The 14,097-nt window shown below is 74.3% G+C and carries 1 protein-coding gene (cut by a window edge); it reads left to right on the top strand.

Translation table 11 applies throughout. The features are described 5' to 3' along the window. Nucleotides 1-14,097, top strand: the 3' portion of a protein-coding gene (locus tag G406_RS47830) for a preprotein translocase subunit SecA (RefSeq protein WP_211241189.1). It extends 25,623 nt beyond the left edge of the window; 14,097 of the gene's 39,720 nt are visible here — the last part of the coding sequence; its start codon lies beyond the left edge, outside the window; the stop codon is at nt 14,095-14,097.

The following is a 14,097-nucleotide window of genomic DNA, read 5'->3' as shown; positions in this document are numbered from 1 at the left end:
ACGGTGCGGTTCGCGGCCGAGGCGGACGACCTCCCGACCGCGATGATGCCGCTGGCCGGACTGGCACTCGGCCATCCTTCGACGGCGGTTACGCTGGTGACGGTCGTGATCACCGCTGTGGTCGTGGCGACACGGACCGGTCTCCCGGACCGCTGGCGGGCCGTCGCGCGGGTGCTGTTCGTCGGGGCCGCGGTGCTGCTCCTGCTGGTGCTCACCGCGTCGCCGGCACTGGCGGCGGACGGCATCGCCTCGGCGCACGGGGTACCGCTCGCCGCGATGGGCCCGGCGGCGTTCTTCAGCGTGCGTCAGCTGCTCTCCGCGATCAGCCCGAGGTCGCAGCTCGACGAGCTGACCCACCGGCTGAGCACCGACGAGGCCGACGCCGACCCGGTGCGGATCGAGGCGGCGCTGATCTCGCTGGTGCAGGCCGACCTGGTCAATGGCAACCCACAGATCGGTTACGAGCTCTCCGACGGCGCGAGGGCGCTGCTGCGGCTGCCCGCCGCGCACCAGCTGCACGACTTCACCCTGCACGAGGCGGTCCTGCTGGCTCGGACCGTGCTCGAGCTGGCACCGGACGGCAACCACCGGCCGTTGACTCGGGTGATCGAGCTGCTGGTCACCCGGCCGCTGCTGCTGTCTCCCTCCGGCGACGCACCGGACGCCGACGGGCCTGGGCTGCGCCGGCTGTTCGAGCTGCTCGCCGAGGAGCCGGAGGTCGGTCCGCTGGCCGCGGCGCTGGGTCGCGCCGAGACCGTCGTGCGGTCGGTGCTCGACGTACTGGTCGACGAGGGCTGGGTGATCCGGGACGGCGAGCGTCACACGGTGGGTGAGCGGCCGGCCACGTTGCTGGGCAGGCTCGACGAGGACGGGCTCGACGCGGTCGCCGGGCTGTTCGTCCGGTGGCCGCGCTGGTCCGACAGAGGCAACGGCGAGTGGGCGGTGCTGTGGGCCGCGCTCGCCACGTTCGCCGGCCCCGCGCAGCCGACACCGCCCCGCCTCCCGGCCCCACCCCCGAGTGCGCCCACCTCTCCGGAGACGCGGCAGGCCGACTACACCGTGCTCTGGCGGCGGGGCGACCCCTCGGTGCTGCTCACCCCGGTCACGGTCACACTGGTGGCCAGGCCCGATGACCTGCGTCATCTGCTCGTCCTGCTCGCCGGAGGCCCCGTCGCCGTCGAGCAGCTGACCCGGATGATGCCGGGCAGTGGGTCGACGTCGCTCCGGAACCGGCTGAACGCACTCGCCTCGCTCGGCCTGGTGCGCAAGACGTCGGGTAATGGACGGATCGCCTACCAGCTGACCTCACGGGGCCAGGCGTTGCTGACCGCGGTCCCGCCCGGCACCCACGCACCGGAGCACGCCACGGTCGCCGCGCTGCTCGCCGGCTGGCCGTCCGCCGTGGAGCTGACCGAGCACGCGACCGCGTTCGCCGACATCCTCGGCGGCGACGAGAACACCCGGGCGACGCGGCACGGCTCCGGAGGCCCGACCGGGGGCGGCGGTACCGCCGGGGGCAGCGGTTCGATCGTGGACAGCGGTCCGGCCGAGGACAGCGGCGCAACCACCGGCAGCGGTACCAGGACGCGCGGCGACTCGACCGGCGCGGACTCCAGCGGCAGGAGAAGCGGCGGCACAACAGCAGGCGGCGCGGGAGGCCCGGCCGCTGCTCCCCGGACCGGTGGGGACACCGCCGAGTCGCGGGCCGGGGTGCGGCGGTGGCTGCGCGATCTGGTGTCCGACGGTTCCCGGCTGGTGGGGGCGGGGTGGAGAGCCTCGCGGCGGATCGCGGTCTCGGCACTGATCGCGGTCGTGGCGGTGGTGGCGGGCGCGCTCCCGGCGAACGCGTCGGAGTCGGCCGGCTCGCTCCCGGGCTCCTGGTCGGTGGGGTGGCAGGGGCTGGTCGTGGTCGGGATCGCGGCCGGGCTGGGGCTGGCCTGGGCCCACGGTTACGGCCTGCGGGGCCGGTCACCGCCGAGTGCGCTCCTACCAGGAGCACGGCTCGGCATCGGCGTGACCCTGTTCAGCGTCGTGTTCGGCCTCGGCGCATTCGGCCTGGTCAGTTCGATGTCACTGTCCCCGTTCGTCGGCGCGGTGCTCGGTGCCGCACTCGGATCCGTACAGCTCGCCGTCCTGGTGACGGCCGCCGACACGCTGCGTGGCGCGGAGGACCGGCGCCCGGCGCTCCCGACGCGCGCCCTGATGTCGGCGATGGGCGTTCTCGCGCCCGCCGGGGTGGTCGTGACCATCGTGATCGGCCCGTTCCTGGCACCGCTGGGCATCGTCGTGGTCGCGCTCGTGGCGGCCGAGCTGGTGCTGTCCACGGTCGACGGGCGGGTGCCGCCGGTGAGCCCCCGAACGGACGAGACCGACGACGTCCCGGCGGCGGTGCTCGACACCCCGCTCGCCGGGCACTGGTCGCGGATCCGGGCTGTGCGGACCGGCCGAGCCGTGCTCGTCGTGTTCGGGCTCGCCGCTCTCGGCGCCTACGCGCTCACCGTGTACCAGATGTTCACCGCGATCCGGGCCGCCCTGCCGCCCGAGCAGCTCACCAGCTGGGACCCGGTGACCCGGACCTACCGCACCGACTACCACCTGCTCGTCTCGGTCGCGATGGGCAGCAGCATGCTGCTCGCGCTCGCCCGGTTCGCCAGGTTGTCGATCGGAATGCTCGCGCCGAGCTTCCTGGCGCTGCGGGCGGAACGGGTCCCCGGTGGGCGTCTGCTGGCCGGGGTGAGCGCGACCATCGGCATGGCCACCGTCGGCACCGGCGTCACGTCCCTCGTGTTGATCACCGGTGTCGACCAGGTCAGCGCCGCGTTCCCGCTCACGACCGCGGCCATCGGCGGGATCGGCCTGGTCAGCGGGCTGATCGCCGCGCTGCTGCACCGGTCCCATCGCGGCGTCGTCGGCCGTGCGCTGGTGCGGCACGCCCTCGGCGGCGCGCTGATCGGTACCGGCACTCTCGCGGCGGGCGTCGCGGCGCTGCTCGGGGCCCCTCGGACCGGGATCGTCGTGGCGGTCGGCGTCGGTGTGCTGACGATCCTGGTCGGGCTGAGCACGGTCGCCGACATCGCCCGAGAGCCGGGCCACCCCATCCGGACCGTGCTCAGGCTGGTTCGGGCCCTGCCCCGCCTGCCGTTGCTGCTGGCCAGAGGGTTGACCGAGATCGCGCGCACGATGGGCGAGCTGTACGTCCTCACCAGGATTCACCTGCGGTTCGCCCGCACCCGGGAGGTGCGTCTGCTCCTGAGCTCCGCCCAGCGCCACGATCCGGACTTCCGCTCGCTCATCGGTCGCACCGACCGCTTCGTCATCCGTGGCGACCACCTCGTGGACACCTACCGGGTCTGGGTCGACTGGCACCAGCTGCGCATGATGTCGCCGCTGCCCGATGACCTGTCCGACGCCCAGCGTGAGTCCGCCGTCGAGGCCGTGCGCGCCGGGCTCACGCCGCGCCAGGCCGCCCGGCTGGCCGGTGTCGGCAGGCGCGCGGTCCGGCGCTGGCTCGCGGCGTCGACCGCCGTCTCCGGGTCGACGTCGAACGACCGTGCCCTGTTGCTCTGGGCGGAGAACATCGTGCGGGTCAACCGGTGGACGCTCGAGGCGCTGAGCGGTGACGACCCGGCCGGCCATGCCGCTCAGCTGCGCGAGTTGATCGTGGTCGAGCCCTCGACGATCGTCGACGAGCTGACCGAGGTGCTCGCCCGGCTGCCCTCCCTGCGCGACGACGACCGGCGCGCCGAGCTGACCGAGGCCGCCGAGGAGCTGCGGCTGACCTACCTGAGGATCCGCGACGCGGACGGCCACGGCGGTGGGGTCGCGCACGACCTGCCGGGTGCGGAGGTGCAACGGCGCATGGAGCCGGACCTGCCCCGACTGACGGCGGAGTCGGTCCCGCTGGCCGGTCAGCCCTTCCGGTACCTGGCCCGTGGGCCACCCGGGCTGTCCCCCGGCGACGCCGAGGAGCTGGCCGGGCTGGCCGCGATGGTGCGGATCACGGCCGAGGCGCCGTTGGAGGGCCGGCTGGTCGCGTTCGGTGGGCGCGACGCCGACGGCACGCCGGTGATCCTGGTGCCCGCGCACGTCGCGGCCGAGGTGGACCGTCTGATCGAGGCCGACCCCACGTTCGCCGAGTGGTGGCTCGACCTGCTGCGCCACGAACGGGACTTCCACATCGACGGCGCGGAGCACACCGGCGATCGGCACGACACCCACGCCGCCGCGCTCGTCGACCGGCTGGTCCAGGCGCGGTCCGACCAGTACCTGCGGACCATCCTGGCCGAGGGCCACGGGGTCTCCTGGCGGAACGTCGTGGCGTGGGTCGGCGGCGCCGTGGTGGGGCTGGACATCCTGGCCGGAGCCGTGCTGACCACTGTGGCCGGTGACTGGCTGCTCGCGCGGCCGGGCCTGCTGGTGACGCTGATCGCGGTGTCGCTGGTCGGGCTGGTCGCGGCGCTGTTCGTGGTCACCGGCCTGGTGGACGGCCTGAGTGCATCGCCGGGTCTGGCGCCGCGCAGCGCAGCGCGACGGCTGGTGCACGAGGCGGTGGCGTCGCTGCGTGACCTGGTGGCGAACCCGTGGGACGCACTCGACGAGTGGACCGGGGCCTGGCTGGCCGGCGCGGTCGCCAAGCTGCCGGATCGCCTGGACACGGCGCCGGTCGAGCTGCCCGCCGACCCCGCGCCGGTCACCGCCCGAATGGTCGGCGAACCCGGCGTCGCGATCGAGCTGCACCTGCCCGCCGGGGCGCTGGAGCGGCTGACCCGGCTGCTGCGGTGGATCGAGAAGGACACCGGCACCAGGCTGGGCACGCGGCGGCGCGGCCGGCTCGCCGGTCAGCTGATCGTATTCAGCGCGCTGGTCAACTACCTGGCCGGGGCGTTCGGTCCGGAGGTCGCCGGTGAGTTCGCCGGCCGCACCTACCCGGCGCTGCTCGCCGCGCTGCCGGCCTCGCTGCGCCGTCCGGTCGGCGCGTTGCTGGGCATGCTCACCGCAGCGGCGCTGGTCGAGCACCTGCCGCTGCCCGAACCGGCGACACCCTCGGTGTCGGTGTCCGACCGGGTCCGTCCGGCCGGCACGCGCCTGTGGACCGCGCCGAACGGGCAGCCGCTCTGGGCCGCCTACCTGGGCGCCGGGCTCGGATTCGCACTGGCCTCGGTGACCGGGCACCCGGTGCTCGTCACGGTGGCCGCCGCGGTCATGAGCCTCACCGGCGCGATCCGGCTGCTGCTGCCGCGCTCGGCCGGGAGCCCGAGGGAACCGGCCGAAGGCCGCTGGGCGCGACGGCTGATGTGGGCCGGCATCGGCATGGTGTTCGGCGGACTGTGGGCCCTGACCGGCATCGGCGCGTCCACCATCGCAATGGCCGCAACGTTCCCCCCACACACCCTCGTGAGTGTTGGGTCTGGCTATAGCCACACTCAACACTCACGAGGCGTGAGCGGCAGGGTCGTCGGGTGGGTGCTGGCCGGGGTGGTCCTGGTCGCCGTGCTGCTCGTGGCCGGAGCGCGGGTCGCCGAGGCGGCGGTGCCCGGGGCGGTGGAGTCCTCGGCGGGCGGTGGGACGACGACCGTGGTGATCGTTCTGGTCGCCGCGCTCGCCGTCGTCGTGGTGGCCAGGGCAGGCCGAGGGGCCGTCGACCGGGCCTCGGCTGGAGTGAAGGCCTGGCTGACGCGGGCGGTGCGCACCGCCGGATGGCTCACCGCCGGGGTCGGTGCCGGGCGGATGGCCGCGTACCTGGGCGGGCATCCGCTGCTGGTCGGCTCGGTGTTCGGCGCCGGGGTGGTGCTGGCGGTCGGTGATCTGGTGCTGCGGCTGATCTCGAACGGCACCTCGGCGGAGGTCGGCAGGTCCTGGGGTGCACGCGCCCCGCCGGCACTGCGGCTCCTGGGTGCCGGCCTCGCCGCCGGTTCGCTGTGGTGGCTGCACACGACCGTCTCGTCCACGGTGGAGACGGTCGCGGTGCTGACGCCGCTCGCCGCGTTCGTCTCGGTGCTGTCGCTGATCCGGTGGCACCGCGAGGTGGCGCACCTCGTGGCGCTGGCGGTCCGGGGCCTGTTCGGGCGGCTGGCGAGGGTCGGGGCGGAGCGGTGGGCGGTCGCCGGGCTCGGGTTCCTCGGCGGTGCGCTGCTGGGCCCCTGGGCGGCGGCCGGTGCGTTCGCGCTGGTGGCCACCGGGTGGCTGGTGAAACGGTTCGCCCCCGGGCCGGCTCGCACCCGAGTGGTCGCCGGGGCGCTGTGGCTGATCGGCGAGTACGGCACGGCGTTGTTCCTCGGCGCGGCGTTCGGGTCGGTGCTGATCGCCCCGCACACCTCGGTCGCGGCGGCGGCCGCCTGGCCGGGTCCGCTGGCCAGGCGATCGACCAACCCGGACATCGACACCGCGCTGAAGATGGCGCGCAAGCTGACCGGTTCGCTGCGCGGCTCCCCCGGCACCGGAGGCGGCATCGCGGCCGTGCTGGTGCTCGTCGCCGGCCGGCCGGGGATCTCCGTCGAGGAGATCCGGGCGGCGCTACGACCGGGTGAGGACGGGGAGCTGCTGCTGTCCCGGCTGGTCGAGCACCGCTGGGTGGTGGCCGGACCGACCGGCCGGCGTCTCTGGCCGGTGCCGTGGGCCACCGCGCTGACCCACCGGGCCTCGGCCGCGCGTGACGACCGGTTGACCGCGCCACTGCGCGCCCTGCTGGCGCAGCTGGCCGGGGTGCTGTCCGCACCGGCCGGTGCGTGGCGCGACGGTCGGCGCTGGGCGGAGCTGGACCGGTTGCTCGGCATGACGCTGGGTCTTCCGGAGCTGGCTCTACCGCTGGATCCACCGGCTCCGGCGCCGCGCACCGACACCTGGGGTCACCTGCTGGAGCTGCTGGGCAGCGCGGACCCGCGCTCCGTCGCCGGTCTGGCCTCCGCGACCGGTCTCCGGCTCGACGTGGTCGAGCAGCGGCTCACCACGCTGAAGGCTTCCGGGCTGCTGGCCGACGGGCTCGACCTGACCGAGGTCGGCGTCGACGTGCTGGACGCGGTGCACACCGCGCGCACACCCGCATGGACGGCACTGTCCGGGCTGCTGGGCGAGGCGACGACCACCGCCGAGGAACTGCTGGAGGCGCTGCGGCTGGCGCAGAACTCGGACCTTCCGCGCTGGATCCGGGAGCTGCTCGACCCGGACGGCGGCCACAGCGGCGCCCTGTCGCTGTACCCGTTCACCGGGAAGCGGGTACAGCGGCTGGAGGAGCTCCTGGAGCGGGTCGGCGACCAGCTGAGGGCGCCGACCGACGCGGAACGCACCGTGTTGCCCACCGGGGTCTCCGTGTTGCCGTTCCAACCCGGCCGCGCCGATGCGGTGGACGGCCTGATCGCCTACACCTGGATCACACCGGGAACACCGGCCCGCATCCTCGTGCCCGAGGAGATGCTCTACCAGACCCTCGCCATGGTCCGGGTCGCCGAGCTGGTCTCGCCCGAGTCGGGGGCCGCGACACTCGCCGAGGTCCGCGTCTTCTGGGCCGGGGTGATCGGCCACGAGCTGTGGTTCCACGTCGCCGGGGTCCGGTCATGGCACGAGCTGGACCGTCGAGGACGCGCCGAGCGGTTGCGGGCGCTACGGGAGACCCACGACCAGACGCTCGGCGAGCTGGTTCCCGCGTTGTGGCGGCTGTTCGCCTATCCGGAACGCTCCGCACCGAGGGAGTTCGGCCTGGAGGAGCTGTACGACCGCCTGCCGGGCGTCGCGGCGGTGCTCGCCGACTGGCTGGTCGCCCCGCCCGGCGCGGCGCCGGTCGACTGGCTGGAGATGGCGCTGCGCGAGGCCAGGGGACGGGACTTCACCGACTGGAGCGCGCAGGCGCTGCGGGCACAGCTGCGGCACGTGGTGACCGGTGAGACTCCCGGGCCGCTGGACGGGCGGGACGCCTCGGCCGCTGTCGCCGGGCGCATCCGGCACGCGCTGCGGGTGATCGACGGTCTGCGCCAGTCACCCGGCACCGATCCGGCGATCTGGCACGACGTCCACCTCGCGCTGGTCAGGCTGGACGCCGAGGCGCGGGACCGGTTGAGCCGGCTAGACCAGGTCGAGCGGGCGCTGCGCGAGGCGCTGCCCGGCAAGCCGGGCGACGGGCCGGGGTCGTCGTTCCTCCGGGGATTCGGAGTGGTGGCCGGTCTGGGGATGGCCGGGTTCATCGCGTCGAGTGTTCTGAACAGCGGCACGGCGCGGGCGTCGACCGGGCACCTGGACCAGACCGTTCCGACCGCCGGCGTCGAGGTGGCCCTCACCCTCGCCACGGTGCTGGTCGCTGTCGCGCTGGCCCGCTGGGGTGGCGCACTGGTCCGCTGGGCCGGCAGCGCGGCCGGCTGGGGTCGCACGGTCCGGCGGTGGCTGGCGGGGCCGGTGGGACGCCGGTTCGTCGCGGCCGCCCTGGGCGTCGCGGCGGGTGCACTCGGTGTCGGCCAGCCGGTGGCCGCCGGGGCGTTCCTGCTGCTCATCGCCGGTCACGCGGTGACGCGGCTCGCGCCGCGCCTGGCCGCGTCGCACCCGATCGTGCCGCGGCTGATCGGCGAGTACGGCTTCCCGTTGTTCGCCGGTGCGGCGCTGGGCATCGCGCTGTTCGACCCGAGCGGGCTGGTGGCGGGCGGCGCCGCGGCGATGATGTGGGCGGGACCGGGTCTCCCGGCACGGTCCGGCGCGATGATCATCGACGAACGCGACGGCGAGCTGGTCCGGTTCGACGCCCTGCTCGCCCGGCTCGTCGACCACGAATCGAACCCGAACCCGCCTCGTGGCCCCCCGGGCGTCGTCGAGCTACCCCTCGACGACACCGCCCACGCGCTCCTGCGCGACGCCGGCCTCGACGACCTGCCCGACCGGCTCCTCGGCTACCACTGGGCCGAACGCGGCCTGACCGTGGTCTTCGCGCCGATGGCCGAACGGATCCGCGCCGCCGGACTCTGGCAGCGGCTGCTCGACCACGTCGCCCACCGCGAGGACGACACACGCACCCCGCGCGGCCTCACCCACGACGAGGATGCGACCGACATCGCCTCGCTGCTGCACCTGTCCGAGGCGCTGCGGCGCGCCGAGGCGACACACTCCCCGGACGACGTGCTCGACTCCGTGTTCGAGCTGGGCCGGTCGCTGGTCGCCCACCTGGCTCACCGCCCGGAGCGCGCCCGTCCGCTCGCCGAGCTGCTCACCGATCTCGGCGGCTCGATGCAGACCTCCGTGCTCGTGCGCAGGGCGATCAGGGTGTACCCGGGGCTGCGGCTCGGTGACCCGGCCGATCCGACGGTGTGGACCGTCGACGCGGAACCGGTCGGCGGCCCCGAACCGACCGAAGATCACCCGGCGCCGGTGGCCGACGACGAGGAGAAGCACCCCGAACCGATCACCGCCGACGACCCGCTCGGTGCCCGGGTGCTCGGGCTGGTCGCGGAGTACCTCGGCCACACCGCTGATCTACCGGTCACCGCACATGTCCGTGCGGTCCTCGCCGCGCTGTTGTCCGGTCTGGAGACGAACTGGTCGGACAGCACGCTGAGCTTCGTCCGGGTCCTCGGGGTCACCGAGGAGGGCCTGCCCCGCCTGGAGCTGCGGCTCTCCCGGACCATGCCGAGACGCCTCGCCGAGGACATCGCGTCGGCGCTGGCCGAGCTCGGCCGCCCGATCAGCGACGAGCTCGCCTACGACCTGGGGCTGCGGCTGCTGGTGTGGCACGAGCTCGGTCACGCACTGGACCTGGCCTACGAGTCCGTGTTCGGGAACCCGATGGGCCTGGACGCGTTCGGCGCGGGGCTCGCCGTGCCGCTGGCCATCCCGCTGGGCCGGCTGGTCACCGCGACGGCGCTGGAGGGTGAACGGTTCGCGCACGGGCTGGCGATTCTGCTGCTGGTCCGGCACATCACCGGCAGCATCGACCTCACCCCGACGCAGCTGCGGTATCTGCCGGACGTCCTGCGTTCGGTGCACACCGACTCGATGTACGCGTGGGCGCGCGACCGGCACGGCGGACCCACCCCGGCGACCCCCGCGCTGCCCGGTTACCTCTACTACCACTCCGCGCCGGTCGTACTGGCCATCCTGGAGTGGCTGGCGGACACTCCCCGGCTGGCGTTCGGGCTGATCCCACTCGCCGGCCCGGGTGTGCTCGCCCGCATTCCGGGTGTGCGCCCGGAGACGGAGTTCATCCACTGGGCCCGCGCGGTGCTCGCCGACCGGAGGTTCGCCGAACCCGGAGCCGGGTTGCGCGACCGGCTGGTGGCGGCGTTCACGCGACTCGCGGCCGTCCCCGGCTTCGCACTGGCCAGGGTGCACGTCCGGCAGCTGGAACTGGCGTTCGAGCTGCTGGAGCGCTCCGGGGTGGCGGTGCATCCCGCCTCGGTGGCCGCGCTGCTCGGTGGCGTCCCCGCGCCGGCGTGGTTCGACGACCACTACCTGAACCGGCCGGGGATACCGGCCCGGCTGGCCGGTCACCGCGACCGCATCGACGTGCTACGGGAGTCCGAGTCGTTCGTGGCCGGGTGGCGTCGGCTGGTGACCGCGCTGGTGGAGGGCTCGGAAAGGCGCCGCTCACCGTCCCCGCGTGCGGTGCTCAACCGGTTGATGGACCGCATCCGCGCCGGCGAGGACCTGGACGCCCAGCTGGACGCGATCGACGACGCCGTGCGGGCCCTCGACCGGCACTCGGGCGCCGTGCTGGACGGGGTGTGGCGCGAGGGCGAGCAGGACCGCTTCGAGGACGCGTTGCCCCGGCTGGCCGAGCACGGGCAGGTCCGGGACCCGGCGCGTGGTCCCGGGGTGTGGGAGATTCCGCTGACCCGCGAGGTCCGGGCGGTGCTCGCCGACGCCGAGCTGGCCGACCTGCCCGACCGGCTGGTCGGCTACTACTGGGCCGAACGCGACCTGACCGTCGTCTTCGCCCCGATGGCGCGGCGGGTCAGGGCGGCCGGCATGTGGTGGCGGCTGCTGGAGCACGAGGAGTTCTTCCACCGCCTCGGCAACGAGCACGCCCGCAACCACCTCGGCTTCAACCATGCCGACGACACCGCCGACATCGTGGCCGCCGTACGCCACGGCGGCCCGCTGGTCGCCGATGACGCGGCGCTGGTGGCGCTGGTCGCGGCGGCACGGTTCCGGGCGTCGGTCAGCGCGAGGAACCCGGTCGACGTCGAGCTGCTGCTGCGCGCCGAGGTGGCGGCGTTGCTGGTGAGCGACGTGCGGTCGCGGACAGACCGGTCCCGCCCTCTCGCCGGGCTGCTGGCCGTCCTCGGCGATCCGGCCGAGAAGCTGGTCAGGAATGCCATCGCGGCCGATCCCCGGCTGCGGCTCACGAACTCGGACGTCCACTACGTGCCGGCCGAGCCGGTCGGCGGTCCGGCGCCGAGGGCGGACGGGTCCGAGGCGCGGACCCTGCCGGAGAAGGACACCGGCGAACGGATCCGGGACGACGGCGGCGACGGCACCCGTGTCCTCACCCTGGTCAGCGAGTTCTTCGCGCTCACCTCGAAACTGCCGCACGACGATCGCACCCGTCGGGCACTCGACGCCCTGCTGCACCGGGTGCTGGAGCACAGCTACTGGTCGGAGGAGCCGGTCAGCTTCGTCCAGTCCTGGACCGGCGGAACCGACGTTCTTCCCGACCTGCGGCTCTGGGTGTCCAGGGAGGGCTTCACCGGCGACGTGGCCGAGGTGTTCCGGCTGCTCGGGCATCCGCTCAGCGAGGAGCAGGCCGCCGACCTGGGGTGGCGGCTGCTGCTGTGGCACGAGCTGGCCCACGTGCTGCAGCACGCCCTGGGCGCCGGCCGGTCGCGGGACATCGACCTGGTGGCGCGCCGGGCCTTCGCCACCGGGCTGTCCATGCCGTTCGCGATCCCGACCGGCGGGCTGACCACGGCGGAACGGATGGAGACCGAACGGTTCGCGCACGGCCTGGCGATGCTGTTGCTGACGCGCCACATCATCGCCGCGTACCCGGCGCTGACCGACGTCCAGCTGTACCACCTGCCGGACGTGCTGCGCTCGGTCTACACCGACCGGCTGCACGACTGGGCGGCACACGACCGGCACGGCGGTCCCACCGCCAAGGTCACCGCGCTGACCGGCTACCTGTACTACCACCCCGAGCCGGTGGTCCTCGCCATCCTGGAACTGTTCACGCCTGCTCGGCGCGGCACCCGGGGCCTGGCCGGCCCGGACGCCGTCGCCGCGATGCCCGGCGCCCGCCCCGAGCTGGAGTTCGTCCACCGCGCACAGGAGCTGATCACCGGGGAGCGGGACGTCGCCGGGTTCCTCCCCGAGCTTCGGGCCGCGCTCACCGCGCTGGCCGGCGTCCCGGACGCGGTGGTCACCGACCTGCACCGCCACCAGCTGGAATCGGCGTTCGACGTGCTGGACCGGTTCGGGCCGGAGCTCGGCTTCCGGTTCGGTGCGACCCCGTCGGCGACCGCCGGGCTGATCACCGTCGACGCGCCGGCCTGGTTCGACGGCTACCACCTCCACCGCTCGGACGTCGTCCGGCTGAGCGGCGAGCTGCGGTCCTTCCACCATCCGGTCGAGGAGCTGCGCACCACCGTGGCGCGCGACCCGCTGTACCTGGCGGCGGTCAGGGAGCTGGTGGACGCGCTCGTCGAGTCGGTGCGCGACCCCGATCAGCCCTTCGACTTCGACACCGCCCTGCACCGGGTCTCCCGCCTGCCCGAACAGGTCCGCGACGCACCCGAGCGAGCACTGCAGCTCATCGCGGACACCACCGCTGCGATCCGGGCACCACCCGCGAACCACACCCGGTGGGCCGCGCTGCCGCTCGGTCTGGCCAGTCTCGGCGACGCGCCGTGGATCGAGCAGCTGCGATCCCATCCCTGGGTCCTGCTCACGGTCGTCGGGGTGCTGATAATCGGCGTTCCGTTGCTGGTCAGAGCCCTGGGCAGAGCGCGGCTGCCCCCGGTCACGGCGCCGGACGACGCGCGGTGGGCACGGACGATCGCCACCGCTCCCCGCCGGGTCAACCGGTTCCCGGAGCGGCTGCGCGACGAGCTGGGCGACGCGTTCCACGCCCACGTCGTCCAGGCCAGGGTCGGCACGCCGGAAGCCGCCGAGATCATGGCCGCACATTCCGTGGTGCTCTGGGTGGTGCGGGAGGACGGCTCGCTGTGGGTGTCCGCCCCGCACGGGCGGATCCACGGTCGGCGGGTATTCATCCACCACCCGGTGCCTGCCGGCGGCCGTGACGTCGTCCTCGCCGCGGGCAGCGCCGAGGTGCGTGGGCACGGGCACCTGGTCCTGCGGCATCTCGACACTCGCAGCGGCCATTACCACCGAGGCCTCACCCGGGCCGAGAACCGCGCCGCCTACGTGCTCGGCGCGCAGGCCTTCGCCCGGCACGGCATCACCACGCGGCCCGGACCGATCGTCCGCCTGCTGCGCACGGCCCTCACCCGGACGCCCACCTGGTTCACCGGCGCGAACGCCGAGGAACGCGCCGTTCTGGACGAGGTGCCGTGGTTCGACGGCGCACTCGCCGGACTCGGCCCGCTGGGGCCCGCCGCCCGACGGGAGCTGCGTGCCGAACTAGGCAGGCTGGACCGGCGCATCCATTGGGGCCGCGACCCCACGAACCGGGCCGCCGCGTGGACCGAGCGCGGCTTCGGACGGCCGAGGATCCGCTTCGACGTCACGGGAATCCGCTGGTACGCGGCTCGTCTGGAGGCGGCGCTCGCCGTCGCGGGCGTGACGTTGCCCCGGACCGCGCCGCGACCGCTCGCGGCCCGCATGCTCGCCTGGCACGAACTGAGCCACATCGCCGTACGAGCGATCCGCCGGTCGACCGGGCTGCGGCTGCCCCGGGCGATGCTCCGCGCCGGCATCCTCGCCCCGCACGCCCACAGCACCTCCCCTGCCGCGGCGGCCGAGGAGAGCTTCGCCGAGGGGGTCATGGTGGCGCTGCTGGCCGATCACCTGATGTCGCACTACCCCCACCTGCTGGGCCGGCACACCCAGCAGACCCTGCGCGCCGTGCTGGCCACCGAACTGGGTCGCCGCCGCCCCGCCGGCTACGACACCCCCCTCTCCCCCGAGGCCCTGCGCGACGCCCTGTCCCTGATCCCGTCATGA

This window comes from Actinospineispora spinosispora DSM 44797 (assembly GCF_000429025.1).
GTDB classification, from domain to species: Bacteria; Actinomycetota; Actinomycetes; order Mycobacteriales; family Pseudonocardiaceae; genus Pseudonocardia; species Pseudonocardia spinosispora.
Note: the sequence above shows the minus strand (reverse complement) of the source record. Positions and strands in the feature narration are given on the sequence as shown.